We start from the raw sequence: 15380 nt of genomic DNA on the forward strand, positions 1-15380 counted from the left end.
ATAAAATACCCAGCAAAAATCGTACCTGTCCGTTTATTTTTAGATTTTCAACGAATAAAACTAGTGGTGAATTTTTTGCAGGGACCCCTGAAGAAATAAAGACTTTTCAACTGAAATATAGCCTGAAAACGGGTAACTTAACGCTGTAATTGCAGTTAAATAAAAAGTGATAACCAAAGTCAATAAAATATGCATATATAATTGCATGCTATGCCTTCGCAAACTCAAGGCGTTTAACAAAATTAATACAAAAGCAACAAAAAAAATAAATACATACCAGGCAGTAGGAATAGCACTTTTTAACAGACTTAAACGATGATTACGCAATTCCATTATTGCATTTAATGCTGAAAGTATTTCACTGTAAAAAGTCTGGGTAACTGTTGTTTCAGGAGAATAACTTTGAATCAGGGTATACAAATTAGATAGCAATTGCGGGATATCAGCATCTTGTTCGCCATCTGCCATTGCAGGCCACTCTTCTTCTGTCACTTCTCTTGCATATTGCTCAATCGCTTCTTGCAATCCATTAGCTACCGAGGTGGGAAACACTCGACTTCCTTCCCACATGATTGTTAATTTACTTCCCTCATCAACAACAACCTGTTCTGCAGTTTGGTAATTCTCCCATATCAAAAATAAGAGAAACCCTAGCAAAATACTGTACACACCATTGACTAAACCTAAGGACATACTAACTGCTTCATCAAAACGATCATCCTTTAATCGTTTTGAAGGTACTATTTTCGTAGCAATCGCATAGACTACAATAGCAAAGCCAACATAAATAATTGATATAAAAATATAAAATAAAGTTGGATGTAAGGTATTAACAATAGTGCGAAACATTTGCTTCCCTTGTTCATTAATCTTTAGCACCAAACTCGCATAACTTCTGTTAAAAACCCGGAAAATTTTCTAAATAATCTTTCAATGCCGCGGCTGTATTGGGTGGTTTAAAATAATACCCTTGGGCGTAATCACAACCATGTGCCACCATGAAATCCTTTTGTAATTCAGTTTCTACTCCTTCTGCTAATACCTCTAAATTCAAACTGTGACCAAGATTAATAATTGCTCGGGCAATTGCAGCATCATTTTCCTGATTGGATAGTTCACTGATAAAAGACCGATCTATTTTCAATTTATTGACGGGAAATTGTTTTAAATAGGACAAACTAGAATAACCTGTACCAAAATCATCAATCACTAAACTGGTACCCATATCTTTTAACTGATACATCGTCTCAACAGCATGTTCAATGTCATCAACCAATAAGCTTTCCGTTAACTCTAGTTCCAGGAATTTTGCTTCCAATCCTGTTTTCGCTAAAACATCAGCAACTATTTCGGGAAGTCTGCTCTGCCGAAATTGACGACCGGAAATATTGACCGCAATCCTTAAATCCTTAAATCCTTAAATCCTTCTTTATGCCAGCAGATTGCTTGAGTACAGGCTTGTTCCAATACCCATCGACCGATATCAACAATCAGACCGTTTTCTTCGGCCATACCAATAAACTCAATAGGCGAAACCTGTCCTAAAAGATGGCTATTCCAGCGCAGTAATGCTTCAAACCCAACTATGGATCGTTTTCTGAGATCAATTAGGGGCTGGTAAACGAGATAAAACTCCTTTTTTTTCATTGCATCCCGCAATGCATTTTCCAATTGCATGTGATTAATCACACGCCTATTCATTTCCGGCTCAAAGACCCGGTAATTATTTCGTCCGCTGTCTTTGGCATGGTACATGGATAAATCGGCATTTTTCATCAATGATTCATAGTCAAGACCATCTTTTGGATAATAACTAATCCCAATGCTGCCAGTAATTTTTAAGCTGTGTTGATCAACTTGGAATGGCTTTTCAATAAGATGCAGAATTTCTGATGCCATTTGCTGGGCTTGTTGTTCGCTGCTTAATTCTGGCAAAAGAATAACAAATTCATCGCCCCCTAATCGAGCAACCGTATCAAAATCATTCGTAGCAATCAGCAAACGATTGGAAACAGCCTGCAGTAATTTATCGCCTATACTATGCCCTAACGTATCGTTAGTCATTTTAAAGCGGTCTAAATCGAGGAACAGGAAAGCTAAAAGAGATTTCTTCTTCTTGGCCTGTAAGATAGCTTGCTCTACCCTATCCATCAACAACACACGGTTAGGCAATTCGGTCAAGGGATCATGCGTTGCCTGCCTGACCAATTGCTTTTCCATATCACGGCGCTGGGTGATATCATTAATAATACAGACGTAATGCCTGATTTTTCCGAAAGAATCACTGACTGGTGCAACACTTAATTCACACCAGAACATTTCACCATTGCGGCGATAACTTTCTAACTCAACGGTTTCCTCTCTTTGTTCTCTAATTGCCAGGTTAATACGCTTTTGATTAACCTGATCCGCCTTCGTTCCTTGTAAATGAGCTAAATTTTGGCCGATTGTTTGTTTTACATTATATCCAGTGATGCGTTCAAAGGCTTTATTGACATAAATAATAGGTTGATTAGGCTTGATGATATCGATAATTGCTACACCATGGCTGCTTGCCTCAATTGCGCGCTCGCGAATACGTAATTCATCTTCTGACATCATCCGCTGAGTAACATCACGAAAACTATATACTCTGCCCACAATTTCTGACCCTACACGCTGTGGCTGCGTATAACGCTCAAAAATACGACCATCCTTAAAATGTAATAGAGGTAATTCCCCTTGCCAATCGGGATTTTCATAGAGATATTGGACATCGGCTATCACCGATGCGGGATTACTTAATTGTTCCAAAATGTATTCAAAACCAATACTTTCAGTACCAGACTCAAGCATATGGGAAGGAATACGCCACATTTCAACAAATTTTTGATTCCAATCCACAACCTGGCCTTTCCCATTAACCATCATGATGCCATCGGCAGTAGATTCCAAGGTTGCCCGTAACAAAGACAGGGATTTTTCCATCTCAATGTTTTTCTCAAGTATTTCGCTTGTTTCGATTTTAATATTATTAGAAAGAGGGGCATTAATTGAGCGCTGAAATTCTGGCTGCGTGTGGTACCATTTTTCCAGTAGAGAGGATAACTCCGGCGTCAGCGAAGGAATACCTAACTCTTCACATACATTCGTTAAAGATGGCTCCTTGCCGCGTCGTTTTACTGTTTCGGCTGCAGAAGCAACTTTTTCATAATCTATTTCTTGCCTAGGCATGAATCCCTCACTAAAATAGTCCTCATTCGCGTGGGTGATTAAGCATAAAATCCTTAGCTAACTTCATGATTCAACACAGTTCATTATGAATATTATATACTGCTCCTGTGCTTTTTGCCCGTAGGCTTAACTCAAAGAAGGAATTTTTAATGGCCTCCACTCACTTTGACACCCGTGCAATTCATGCAGGACAAGAACCAGATCCAAGTACTGGCGCTGTGATGACACCGATTTACGCCACATCCACTTACCGGCAAAGCGCTCCCGGTATTCATCAGGGGTATGAATACTCGCGGACTCACAATCCCACGCGAGCGGCATATGAAGGTTGTATAGCCAGTCTTGAATCAGGGCAACGTGGTTTTGCTTTTGCCTCAGGCATGGCAGCAATTAATACCGTTATCGATTTACTGGATGCAGGTGCTCATGTTATTGCAACAGATGATCTCTATGGCGGAACTTTCAGGCTCTTTGATAAGGTAAAAACACACACTTCTGGTTTATCTTTTTCCTTTGTCGATATGTCGGATATCAAAAACATTGAGACAGCCATTCGCCCAGAAACCCGGATGATCTGGCTTGAGACTCCCTCAAACCCCATGCTAAAGCTGGCTAATATACGCGAGATTGCAAAATTGGGTAAACGACGCAACCTCATTACTGTTGCCGACAATACCTTTGCCACTCCTTGGATACAACGTCCACTTGAACTTGGTTTTGACATCGTCTTACATTCCGCCACCAAATATTTGAATGGCCACTCCGATGTAATCAGCGGTGTTGTAGTAGTAGGAAATACACCCGAACTCGCTGATAAAATAGCTTTTTTACAAAATTCTTGTGGTGCAGTAGCCGGCCCCTTCGACAGTTTTTTAGTATTACGCAGCCTCAAAACTCTCTCTTTACGTATGCAAAGACATTGTGAAAATGCACTTGCACTGGCTAATTGGCTGGAAAAAAATCCTAAAGTCTCCAAGGTTATTTATCCAGGTTTGGTAAGTCACCCACAGCATTTTTTAGCCAGAGAACAGATGCATGATTTTGGCGGTATGATTTCAATGGTTATTAATGGTGATTTGGATACTGCCAAACGCTTTTTATCGCGTTGTGAATTATTTACCCTGGCGGAAAGTCTGGGGGGAGTAGAAAGCTTGATTGAACATCCTGCCATAATGACTCATGCTTCCGTGCCAGCAGAAAAGCGTAGGGCATTAGGAATAGAAGATGGGTTTATTAGACTTTCGGTTGGTATTGAACATATAGACGATTTGATCGCTGACTTAAACCACGCTCTGAGTTGATGTGTAATGGAGTATATAATGAATTTTATAAAAAAATCAGTCAATCAACTACATGCTATTTTCACAATCATTCTGTTAGCTTTTTCTACCATTATCTGGTTTATACCTATTCTTTTTCTGGGATTATTAAAGCTACTGCCTAATCTGCGGTGGAAAACTTTCTGCACCAAGATTGTTGATCGAATCGCCATGCTCTGGAGCTCTACTAACAACGCTTATATTAACTACACTCAAAAAGTAAAATGGGAAGTAACCGGTTTAGACAATCTAAATTGTAAAAACTGGTATCTTGTGATCGCCAACCATCAAAGCTGGCTTGATATTGTTGTCCTGCAGCGTCTTTTTAATCGAAAAATACCCGTTTTAAAATTTTTTATTAAAGATCAACTTAAATGGATACCGCTGTTGGGCTTCTCGTGGTGGGCAATGGGTTGCCCTTTTATGAAACGTTATTCAAAAGATTATCTGGCCAAAAAACCTCACAAAAAGGGTAAAGATATCCAGGCAACCCGCAAAGCCATCAAATTATTCAGGCATACACCAGCAACTATAATGAGTTTTGTAGAAGGTACACGCTTCACCCCCCAGAAAAACAGGCAACAAAAATCACCTTATCAGCATCTCTTGAAACCCAAAGCTGGTGGCATTGGTTTTGTGATTAGTACTATGGGCCAACAATTTAATAGTATCCTGGATGTAACTATTATTTATTCCTCCAAGAATCATTCCCTATGGGATTTTCTGTGTCGCAGAGTCAATGCAATCAAAGTACATATTCGCCAATTGCCAATTCCCAAACAATTTGCTAACCCCAATTTAGTTGATGACGACAAGACACAAACTGAATTCAGAAATTGGTTGAATGCTAGCTGGCTTGAGAAAGATAAGCTCATCGCCAGTTTAAAATTCAAATAACGAAGAAAAAGCACATTAGAGACATGGCATAACACAACGATATGCCATGTCTTATTTACCTTTTCGTCAAGTTGTTAAACAGAAAGTGGTTGTTTTAAGATGAGTGATAAAAACTCAAATACCACGTCACAAAACGAGAAACTCCCTCACGAAAATCAATTTTGGGTAAATAACCAAGCTCATTTTGTAAACGGCAAGTATCAGCGTGAGTTGATAAAACATCACCATCCTGCATCGGTAAAAATTCTTTAATGGCTTTCTTACCCGTTGCCTGCTCAATGGCTTGAATATAATCCAATAAATTGACTGGTTTGCCGCAACCTATATTATATATTTTGTAGGGCGCATCACTACTAGCTGCATCAGGCTGTGCTGCTAGCCAATTGGGATTGGCTGCCGCAGGTTTATCAATTGCCAATGATACGCCAGCAATAATATCATCAATATAGGTAAAATCTCGTTGCATCTGACCGTGGTTATAAACTTTTATTGCCTTGCCAGCCAAAATATCTCGGGTGAAAGAAAAGAAAGCCATATCAGGTCTGCCCCAAGGACCATAAACTGTAAAAAAGCGCAAACCCGTTGTTGGCAAATGGTAGAGGTGCGAATAAGAATGGGCTATAAGTTCATTCGCTTTTTTAGTTGCAGCATAAATCGTTAATGGATGATTGACCGCATCACTTTCGCTGAAAGGCTGAGTAGTATTTGCACCATATACAGAACTTGTTGACGCATAAACCAAATGCTCGACCTGGTGATGCCGACAAGCTTCCACAATGTTAGTAAAACCGATTACATTTGACTGCACATAAGCCTGAGGATTGGTTAACGAATAACGCACTCCAGCTTGTGCGGCTAGATTCACAACCCGCTGTGGCTTATGGCTGATAAAAATCTCATTTACTTTTTGCGCGTCACTAATATCAGCATGGTAAAATTGAAAATTAGCATAAGCTTGCAATTGCTCCAGTCGAGCATGTTTGAGACGCACATCGTAATAATCGTTAAGATTATCGATAGCAATAACAGAATTACCTTGTTCCAAACGAAGTTTAGCCAAATGAAAACCGATAAAACCAGCCGCACCTGTGATTAATAACCGCATTCTTACTTCCTTTATAAAAAATACGTCGGAAGTATAATCGCTCTGTTACTATCTGCAAATCTGATTATCTCTCAGTCAACAGCCCCCTCCCCCTATAGCACATCATCTTACTATTCAAACTTCTTCCACAAGCGAAAGGTTTTGAGTATCTAATAACGATTAGAAAATTGTTTTCACACAACCCCTCACAACTTTAATTTGATTGGGTATACTAACGATCATTTCATTATCAGAGTATTTTGATGAACTCATTACAAAGCATTATCGAGCAGGGATTCGAGGAACGGCATGAATTATCTCCCGCAACCACATCAAGAGAATTAATGGCTGCGGTGGATAAGGTCATTTCTGAGCTTGATAAAGGAAATTATCGGGTTGCCGAAAAAATTGATGGTGAGTGGATTGTTCACCAATGGCTTAAAAAAGCCGTTTTATTATCCTTTAAACTGTACCCCAATCAAATCATTGATGGGGGTTTTTGTCAGTTTTATGATAAAGTCCCCCTTAAATTTGCAGATTATAGCACGGCAGAATTCAGCCAAACCGGTGTACGCGTGGTACCTCACGCCATGATAAGACGTGGTGCTTTTATTGGTAAAAATACGGTGCTGATGCCTTCTTATGTCAATATAGGAGCTTATATCGATGAAGGCGTTATGATTGATACCTGGGCAACAGTAGGTTCATGTGCCCAAATCGGTAAAAACGTACATCTTTCAGGCGGTGCAGGAATAGGTGGTGTTTTAGAGCCCTTGCAGGCTAATCCTACTATTATTGAAGATAATTGTTTTATTGGTGCTCGCTCAGAGGTGGTAGAAGGGGTTATTGTTGAGCGAGATTCAGTTTTATCGATGGGTGTTTTCTTAGGTCAAAGCACCAAAATATACAACCGCCTGACTGGCACCGTAAGTTATGGTCGTATACCAGCAGGTTCCGTTGTTGTTTCTGGCAGCATGCCTAGTGACGATGGGTCTCATAGTCTCTACTGTGCCGTCATTGTCAAACAGGTTGATGAAAAAACCCGAGCTAAAGTGAGCATCAATGAGTTATTAAGAGATATAAAATAATGAATGAGATTCAGGCTCTGCTTGCCAAACTTGTCAGTTTTGCATCAGTAACACCCTTTGATGCTGGTTGCCAAGACTACATGATTGATTTTTTCAAACAACATGGATTTGAATGCCAGCGTTTTGATAGCCCTCCTGTCGCTAATTTTTTTGCCCGTCTGGGCTCCCAGGCCCCATTACTTATATTTGCCGGTCATACTGATGTAGTACCCGTGGGCGAACAAAGCAAATGGGAAACAGATCCCTTTACCCTGCAAGAAAAAAATGGCCTGCTTTATGGCCGTGGCAGTGCCGACATGAAGGGTAGTCTTGCAACAATGATGGTCATGGCCTCAGAATTTGTGCAAAAAAATCCTCATTTCAACGGTAGCCTTGGATTTTTAATTACTAGTGGTGAAGAAGGAGATGATTTTGCTCATGGCACTCCCTATGTTATGGCTGAATTGAAAAAACTGGGTATTCATCCTGATTTCTGCGTCATTGGTGAACCCTCAAGTAGTGAGCTGGTTGGCGACGTTATCAAAATTGGTCGCCGTGGTTCCCTTACCGGCAAATTAGTTCTGCAGGGAAAACAGGGACATGTTGCTTACCCTCATTTGGCAGTAAACCCTATCCATAGCTTAAGTCCCGCCCTAGCCGAATTAACTACTATCCAATGGGATGAGGGTAATCAACATTTTCCCCCCACTTCCTTACAAATTACTTCTATTCACGCTGGTGGACAAGCGAACAATATTATTCCAGGTGAATTGGCAATGCACTTTAATTTTCGCTTTTCAACAGAGCAAACTGCCGCCACTTTGAAAGCAGCGGTCAATGCCTGCTTTAAACGGCATGAACTTAACCCAATCATTGAGTGGCAATTAAATGGCGAACCTTTTTTAACGTCACAAGGTAAATTGCTGGAAAGTAGTCTAAAAGCTATAAAAACGATTACTGACAGACAGCCTGAATTGTCAACGAGTGGAGGTACCTCAGACGGCCGCTTTATTGCGCCTTATGGGGTGGAGGTCATTGAGTTAGGCCCTGTCAATGCCACGATTCACCAAGTTAATGAATGTGTTTCTCTCGTAGAGCTAGAAACACTTAAGAAAATTTATTATTCAATCTGTGAGCAGATTTTAATTGTTAACTAGTAACGCTTAGCCCTAATGGCACTTACTTAAGGAAAATGCTGTCATGGCGAACGCAGTGTAACCCAGACTGGAATTTTGTTCAGGACCGAACTGGGTTGCTTCACATTGCTCGTAGTGACGAAGCAAAGTACGTTTAAAATGGACTCCATTTCCTTACGTAAGGACCATTAAGCTTTGCCCCCTGAGGTGTCACCTCTATTTTAAATAAGGATTTATAAAAGGAATTATTATGACGTTTCATAAGTTACTGACCCTTATTACAGTACTACTATTCCCAATGCTTTCTCTTGCAGAAAAGCAGGGATTTATTATTAAAGCCATTGAAAAAACACCAAAATTCATTATCAATAAGCAAATAATTCAAACAAAATATATGGTTTTAAATAATACCTCCTCCCCTCTCATCCATAATCGCTTAATCCCTTTCTCTTCAGGGATACAACAGATTACTACTGGAAAAGGAACTTGCCAAAGCACATTTGACTTAGAACCTGGTGCCAGTTGTACGCTCATTCTTGAAATAAACGCAGCAACTATGAAAAATAATACCATTCAAGGGGGGCCCCAAGTTTGTCAAACATCTGCTCAGTCAACTCATTGCTCTGTCATCTCTTCCCAAGATGAGATTTCTATTAGAAGAAATGAGGATATTGATGCCATCTTAAATAAACCTCTCTACAAAAACTCCACTTGGGGACTACAGGTTATTGAGCAAGAAACCGGTGATTTATTAATCAATTTAAGACCACATGATAATTTTTATATAGGTTCCATTCGGAAACTTTTTTCAATTGGAGAATTACTCAACCAATTAGGTGCAGATTATAAATTTCATACCCCTGTTAACTATCAAGGAACCCTAGACAGCAAAGGAGTATTAACTGGAAATCTGATTCTTGTCGCATCAGGTGATTTAACAATGGGTGGACGCACTCTGCCTGATGGTACGATTGCTCTTTCAGATTTTGATCATAACGAAGCGAACTCTCTTGGCAATGCCATTCTTACCAAGCCTGATCCACTCGCAGGTTATAAAAAATTGGCGAAACAGGTTTATGATTTTGGAATACGGCGAATTAATGGGAATGTTATTATTGATGATAGACTTTTCACCCCTTTCAATTTCCGCGATGAATTTAATGTTAGTGCGATTTTTGTCAATGATGACGTTGTTGATGTCACAATAAATCCCAGCTCCGTTGGTAATTTTGCTTCCGTTAACTGGAGACCTGTATCAGAAGCGTTTACTATTCAGTCCCATCTTAAAACGACAGCGGCTGGCACCCAGGAAACTTACAAACTCAGTCCGGAATTACCTGGATGTATAGGCAAAAACCCTTGTCAAGGCCAGATTAGCGGCAATATCCCGATTAATTTTTTACCTCCTTTAACCGAAAAATTACCTCTTGTGCAAACATTTAGGATAGTTGAACCAGGCAATTATGCCCGCACTGTTTTTATTGAAGCCCTGAAACAAGCCGGTATTACTGTTAATGCACCTGTAGTAGCTATCAATCCGAGCCCAGCAAGTGGTACTTCCATGCCAATCACTTCGTTGATCTCATTACCCTATTCTGAATACGCCAAATTCATTCTTAAAGTAAGTTATAATATCGGTGCAGATACAAGTTTAGTTCTCTTTGGACTGACTCAAAGTGTAAAGAATATGGCTGATGCGTTATTCGTTGAAAAAAATCTCTTAACGTCCCAATACCATCTTCCTGCTAACGAATTCTATTTTATTGATGGTAGTGGGGGTGGACCTACAACTGCGACCAACTTTGTGGTCACAAAATGGTTACAAATAATGAGTACACTTCCTGTTTTTCAAGCCTATTTTGACGCACTACCTATTCTTGGCATTGATGGATCGCTAGCAACTGTCACTGCATTTCAAAAAAACCCATCTCTAAAAGGAGCAACAGGGAAAGTGCGCGCAAAAACTGGAACCTATGCTGAAGGCACTTCTCAGGGATTAATCCTAAAAGGCCAAGGGTTTGCGGGCTATATAACAACTAAAAGTGGAAAGAAACTTATTTATCAACTCGTGGTAAATAATGTCCCCCTACAGACTATTGATGAGATATTAAACGTCTTTGAGGATGAAGGTACCCTATCAGCCATACTCTGGCGTGACCTCTAGGGGCTGCTTCCTTTTACCATCTTGAGCGAAAGCGTTAATTCCCAGCGCTTCGCGGCTCATTTGCTCTCATGTGAACCATGCTGCGATGTTCCAATGCAGTACAGTTTTCAAAGAAGCCTCTTACCAAATATAAGGGATATGGCGCTAAGTTATTTCTTCATATAAGCGCTATATCCTTCCAACTCTTTTCGTAGTGTTTGCTCCTCCAGATAAGCCCTGTAAGCAAGCAAGACAGATAATAAGAACGAAAAAATTAACCAATACCATGAACCAGGCAATAAAGGCCTGCCAAAAAAGTAAAAACCTGCTCCAGTATACGTGGTATGACGTCGAGGTCGAGGCAAAAATTTGATTTGAGCATGTTTAGACTAACTAATCATCAAATTTTTTATAAGCCCTGACTAAAAATCAGTCCTGTTAGATAAATAATTTTGCTCGATCGGAAGAGACCTTGGTGGCCATACCACCAAGGAGAATAGATACAGATTTAATTTATTGCGGAATCAGACTGAGCCCACAACATTAATTTGATCTGCGCCGGGTACAATGATTTCTTTATCTTGCTTAACCTTATCATCAACAACTTTGGCGACACAGGAATCAGACCAAACATTCAGTGCAGTCTCCAACATGTCGATTAAACTGTAGAAAGGTAAAATAATGCCCATTAAAGTAATCGGCACATTCATACTTGCCAGTAAGCTGGCACTAAGAAAAAAGCATCCCATTGGGACACCGGCATTACCAATAGCTGCTATCGTTGCAATAACTACCCATAAAGCCATCATGGCAAAAGAAACCTCTATCCCATGATTTTGCATCAGATAAATGACCGTAGTGAAGATAAACGCAGCACAGCCATTCATATTTAGACTCGTGCAAAGTGGTAATACAAAACGACTTACTTCAGGTTTAACATGCAAATTTTTCTCAGCAGTTTCCATTGTTACCGGTAAAGTACCAACGGACGATTTAGAAAAGAAAGCAACCGACAAGGCAGGTAACATCCCCTTAAAGGCGGCAAAAGGTTTAATGCCCTGTGATTTTAGCCACAAGGGTAGAATCACAAATCCTTGAACTAAATTGGCAAGGACGATTATCAACAGATATTCGCCAATTCCTTTAATCGCCATCCCGTCCCGCAATTGCACGACAGTCGTCGTAATAAATCCATAAAGACCTAAAGGAATAATGGTAATGACCCAATTGGTTATCACCATAAATAGCCCGTGCGCACCTCGGAAAAATTGCGTAATCGTTTGTCTGGCCTCAGGCTCAGGAATAAATCGAATTGCTACCCCAATCACAATCCCAATTAATAAAACACCCATCACCTGATGCTCTAAGAAAGGTGAAAAGATAGTCGAAGGAATCAAATTGGCAATATGTTGGAAATAACCAAGTTGACTTGTTGTTTGCGGCTCACTGACAGTCTGTTTAATAACACCAACCATGCTAGGATGAATGAGCAGATATAACATGCAACTCACTGCTGCCGCAATGAGCGTAGTACCTAAAGTGTAGCACATTGCACGTCGCCAAATAGTACGCATAACACCGTCAGCACGATAATTCGATAGCGTAACAATAATGGACAAGGCAATAATTGGTAAGCTGATGCATTTAAAAATTTTTATAAATACATCAGCAATAAACAAACCAAAGGTTTTTAGCAAAGAAATGTCGGAGTATCCACTGACAATACCAAGAAGGATCATGACAGTGTATAAAAAAGGTGTACTAAGCCATCTTTTTTTCTGGGAATGTTGGGCGCACATGAAAAAATACCTTATAAAATAATTAATTAAAGATTTACTAACTTAAAAAGAGGATTAGCAACAACAACAGCAAGGCAGGATTGAAGAGACGTAGAGAGTTGTAATAGTCGAATAAGCCAAGTTAGAGTCTTTCATAATCACCAGCAAATGTATTTTTTATGAACAATGAGAGCATATTTTAACACAAATTGCTACCAGGTCAAGCACATTGTACGGCAGAAGTCTTGTCCAAGGCCAACTGCAATCGTTTTAAACGAGAGATCCGTTGATAAGCTTGGTCTATACGACTTCGCTCTATAGCATTTGAAAGGACTAAATGCTCAATTCTATCGACAACTTCAGTTGCTGCAATTTCTCCCAACTGATTAGCAAAAATTACCATATCTGCTCCAGCATTAATAGTTAAACGCAAAGCATCATCCACAGAATAATGCTTACTAATTGCATGCATTTGCAAATCATCACTGATTATCACACCATCAAATCCCAATTCTTGACGAAGCAAACCAGTTAAAATAGCGTGCGACAAGGTGGCAGGCAAGCCACTGGCATCCAACTGACGATTAATCACATGAGCCGTCATCACCATAGCTGGTAATGAAGGATTATCTCTTAACAAGAGGTTATAAGGCTCGAGCTCACTATTTTGAAAAGTTGTCGTTACATCAACAAAACCATGATGAGTGTCGCCAACAGCACTTCCATGACCAGGAAAGTGTTTATAGCAACAGCTAATCCCCTGTTTAGAAAACACGTCTACAAATTGCCTGGCAATATGTGCAACGCGCTTGGGATCAGCAGAAAAACTACGACCCAATTTGCCGATAATGCCTTGATTTTCATTCAAATTAAGATCAACCACGGGAGCAAAATTTAGATTAAATCCCAGTATTTTCAAAGTTTCAGCCATTTTTCCGGCTTCAATTTGTAACAACTCATCGGATAATTGCGCCAATTCATGAGGACTCATTGTCGGCATACAATCTTTAATATTGCGCAGTCTATCGACAGCACCACCTTCATAATCTAAAGCAACGAAAAGAGGAAGCCCTTCTTTCCCAGCAGATAGGTTGGCGTAATGATTCAGTTGCTGAGTTAATCGTTTAATTTGGGCGATATCTACTAAATTTTTGCCAGGCTGTTGTTTAGCTAAATCAAAGTCAAATAACAATACCCCACCTAAACCATCGGTGCTTAACCATTCTTTAACGGGATTAAGGTCGTCAATTGCTGTACCTGAAAAACCCATAATAAGCATTTGCCCGATTTGATGTCTTAAAGTCACCAAGTTACGCCCCTAGTTATTTTTATCTCCATCGAATAGAGCATGATACACAAAGGGCAGTGCTTGTGCCAATAGGTCCTAACTGGCTGGCTGCGGTGGCACCGGAGGAATACTGCCAAAATCACATTTGCAATTCCCCGTTGCATCAGGAGGAAAGGGAACAGCAGCAAAAGCGGCAGGATAACAAACAGGAATATCCCAGGCGGTATCACCTGGTTTCGGCGTTGCAGGTAGAGACCAATAACGAATAGCCATATAAACTTTCCCTACCTCGCTTTGCCAAAATGCGGGTTGAAAGCTTGCCTGATAAATTAACTTCTGGCCCGGCTGACAGGTAAACGGTTGTCTCGTCCAAGACTGTCCTTTAGGAACTTCAACCGTCGTGATAGGCTGATTATTACTTGCATCCATGACGATTACCTTGACATCATAATTGGTCCAACAACTATCTTTAGCCAAGGTAAGGAAACAAGGAAAAGCCAAGCTTTGTGCGGAAACCCCTAATCCACAAAGAGCCATAAGCAAACGACTAATCATGTTTTTTCCCTTCTATAGCCAGAAATTCTTATCCTAAGTATAAACATTTATTTGTATTTTGCATGCTCAAATTGCAGCATGTAACCTCAAATATTAGCAGGTACGCTGGAATAGGGGTTAGGCTCTTGAGACTCTGTGGTTCGCTGGGTATCCAGTTCAGTAGGACCAATATTCATCATCTCGGCTCCCTCTATTTTGCTCTTTCCAGTACCTTCTGAAGCAATAAAAAACTTACTTTGGTATTTATTCCCCCTCACTTCTTTGGGTAGCTGTGGGTATAGTCCATCAACACTAGTTAATAATAACAGCATGCCTGGACCATCCAAGCTGGCTTCAGGTATGGTTATATCAGTATATTTTTGTAAGGGATTAATTTGTTCATCATTTTTGAGTTTGATATCCTTCTCAAAAAAATCTAATACAGGTGCAACTAAAGTTGCAATCGGTTTGATATCTCGCAAATAATTAGCCACACAGGTATCCCCATCAGCACTCAAAAATACTTTAACATCAAAAAGGGCGCGCAAAGACTCATCGGCAAATAGATAGTTTCCTCTCACAATCACTATCCCTGATTGAGAAGAAATTGCCGTTTTTAAAAGCGCATAATCAATGGGTCTATTTTTATCATATTTTTTACTACACTCTGCTGGCATTAGCTGCGTAGTCTCATTATCTTTTTCATCATGTGCTGTTAAGATTAGAAAATCAGACTCATCAATGATTGTCACTTCTACTTTTTTATCAATCTTGTCAGCAAATCGCTTTGAAAATGTATTGATTGATGAGCCTATCGGCCCAGTAATTGCAAAAACGCGCATATTTAACCCTCAATGATTATTTTTTCCGCATTCTACGCACAGTTGCTTGAAAAATATAGTCATCATAGACTTTCTTGAT

11 protein-coding genes and 1 pseudogene are annotated in these 15380 nt (G+C 39.9%); 5 read left to right on the forward strand and 7 right to left on the reverse strand.

Translation table 11 applies throughout. The features are described 5' to 3' along the window. Nucleotides 1-60: 60 nt before the first annotated feature. Together DYC89_RS09275 and DYC89_RS09280 are read right to left on the reverse strand one after the other, a co-directional pair. Nucleotides 61-849 (reverse strand): DUF4239 domain-containing protein, encoded by a 789-nt coding sequence (locus DYC89_RS09275; RefSeq protein WP_115221528.1) that lies wholly within the window; start codon nucleotides 847-849, stop codon nucleotides 61-63. Between the two features lie 49 nt (nucleotides 850-898). Further along, nucleotides 899-3213, reverse strand: a pseudogene (locus DYC89_RS09280) (EAL domain-containing protein). A gap of 149 nt (nucleotides 3214-3362) precedes the next feature. On the opposite strand from DYC89_RS09280, the gene DYC89_RS09285 reads away from it, so the two are divergent. Next, a complete protein-coding gene (locus DYC89_RS09285) occupies nucleotides 3363-4514 on the forward strand; it encodes a trans-sulfuration enzyme family protein (RefSeq protein ID WP_115221529.1) in 1152 nt (383 codons plus the stop codon). An 18-nt stretch (nucleotides 4515-4532) separates the two neighbouring features. Next, on the forward strand, nucleotides 4533-5429 hold the full coding sequence (locus tag DYC89_RS09290) for an acyltransferase (protein ID WP_115221530.1): 897 nt from the start codon (nucleotides 4533-4535) through the stop codon (nucleotides 5427-5429). A 94-nt stretch (nucleotides 5430-5523) separates the two neighbouring features. On the opposite strand, the gene DYC89_RS09295 is transcribed toward DYC89_RS09290, so the two are convergent. Then, complete coding sequence (locus tag DYC89_RS09295; RefSeq protein ID WP_115221531.1) at nucleotides 5524-6534, reverse strand: NAD-dependent epimerase; 1011 nt, start codon at nucleotides 6532-6534, stop codon at nucleotides 5524-5526. Nucleotides 6535-6776: 242 nt separating this feature from the next. Here DYC89_RS09295 and dapD point away from each other — a divergent pair, with 242 nt between their 5' ends. From dapD to DYC89_RS09310, 3 genes are all read left to right on the forward strand, one after another. Then, on the forward strand, nucleotides 6777-7601 hold the full coding sequence (dapD, locus tag DYC89_RS09300) for a 2,3,4,5-tetrahydropyridine-2,6-dicarboxylate N-succinyltransferase (protein ID WP_115221532.1): 825 nt from the start codon (nucleotides 6777-6779) through the stop codon (nucleotides 7599-7601). Next, entirely contained in the window at nucleotides 7601-8737 is a 1137-nt protein-coding gene (dapE, locus tag DYC89_RS09305; RefSeq protein ID WP_115221533.1) for a succinyl-diaminopimelate desuccinylase, read from the forward strand. Before dapD ends, dapE begins: the two co-directional genes overlap by 1 nt. A gap of 229 nt (nucleotides 8738-8966) precedes the next feature. Continuing rightward, a complete protein-coding gene (locus DYC89_RS09310; RefSeq protein ID WP_245953973.1) occupies nucleotides 8967-10880 on the forward strand; it encodes a D-alanyl-D-alanine carboxypeptidase/D-alanyl-D-alanine-endopeptidase in 1914 nt (637 codons plus the stop codon). A gap of 503 nt (nucleotides 10881-11383) precedes the next feature. On the opposite strand, the gene DYC89_RS09315 is transcribed toward DYC89_RS09310, so the two are convergent. The 4 genes from DYC89_RS09315 to DYC89_RS09330 form a co-directional block, all read right to left on the reverse strand. Continuing rightward, nucleotides 11384-12658 carry a dicarboxylate/amino acid:cation symporter gene (locus DYC89_RS09315; RefSeq protein WP_115221534.1) on the reverse strand — a complete coding sequence of 425 codons (1275 nt, stop codon included), beginning with the start codon at nucleotides 12656-12658 and terminating at the stop codon, nucleotides 11384-11386. Nucleotides 12659-12857: 199 nt separating this feature from the next. Continuing rightward, nucleotides 12858-13946, reverse strand: a complete 1089-nt coding sequence (locus tag DYC89_RS09320; protein WP_115221535.1) for a glycoside hydrolase family 3 N-terminal domain-containing protein — start codon at nucleotides 13944-13946, stop codon at nucleotides 12858-12860. 75 nt (nucleotides 13947-14021) lie between these two features. Further along, the gene (locus tag DYC89_RS09325; protein ID WP_115221536.1) at nucleotides 14022-14480 is read right to left on the reverse strand and encodes a hypothetical protein; all 459 of its coding nucleotides are present in this window, start codon (nucleotides 14478-14480) and stop codon (nucleotides 14022-14024) included. A gap of 86 nt (nucleotides 14481-14566) precedes the next feature. Next, nucleotides 14567-15301, reverse strand: coding sequence for a hypothetical protein (locus DYC89_RS09330; RefSeq protein ID WP_115221537.1), 735 nt, complete (start codon nucleotides 15299-15301; stop codon nucleotides 14567-14569). Nucleotides 15302-15380 lie beyond the last annotated feature (79 nt).

Origin of the sequence: Legionella donaldsonii (assembly GCF_900452385.1) — a bacterium.
Taxonomy (GTDB): Bacteria; Pseudomonadota; Gammaproteobacteria; order Legionellales; family Legionellaceae; genus Tatlockia; species Tatlockia donaldsonii.